Annotated in this window: 1 pseudogene; it reads right to left on the bottom strand. The window is 59.0% G+C overall.

Annotation, left to right across the window (positions count from 1 at the left end):
- Nucleotides 1-23: 23 nt before the first annotated feature.
- A pseudogene (locus FNJ47_RS55750) lies at nucleotides 24-239 on the bottom strand (IS701 family transposase); the annotation flags it as partial.

Here is a 239-nt window from a genome sequence, read left to right on the forward strand (position 1 = left end):
GAATCTATTTGTACCGGTGTTTTTCAAGGACTTGTTTTCGGCAGTGTGGGCACCGCTGAGACGGCGGCCGAAGGATGAGACCGACGATGGCGTGACGTACGGCGGGCATGGGTGGCTGAGGCGGAGGTCCGGTGATTCTTTTTTTTCCGCCCCGCGTGTGCGAGGCGACGGGGTTGCAGGGAGGCGTAAGCAATCATTGTCATCAGGGCGTGACGATGAAGACCCTTCCATGATCGCCC

Source organism: Bradyrhizobium uaiense (assembly GCF_010811875.1).
GTDB lineage: Bacteria > Pseudomonadota > Alphaproteobacteria > Rhizobiales > Xanthobacteraceae > Bradyrhizobium > Bradyrhizobium uaiense.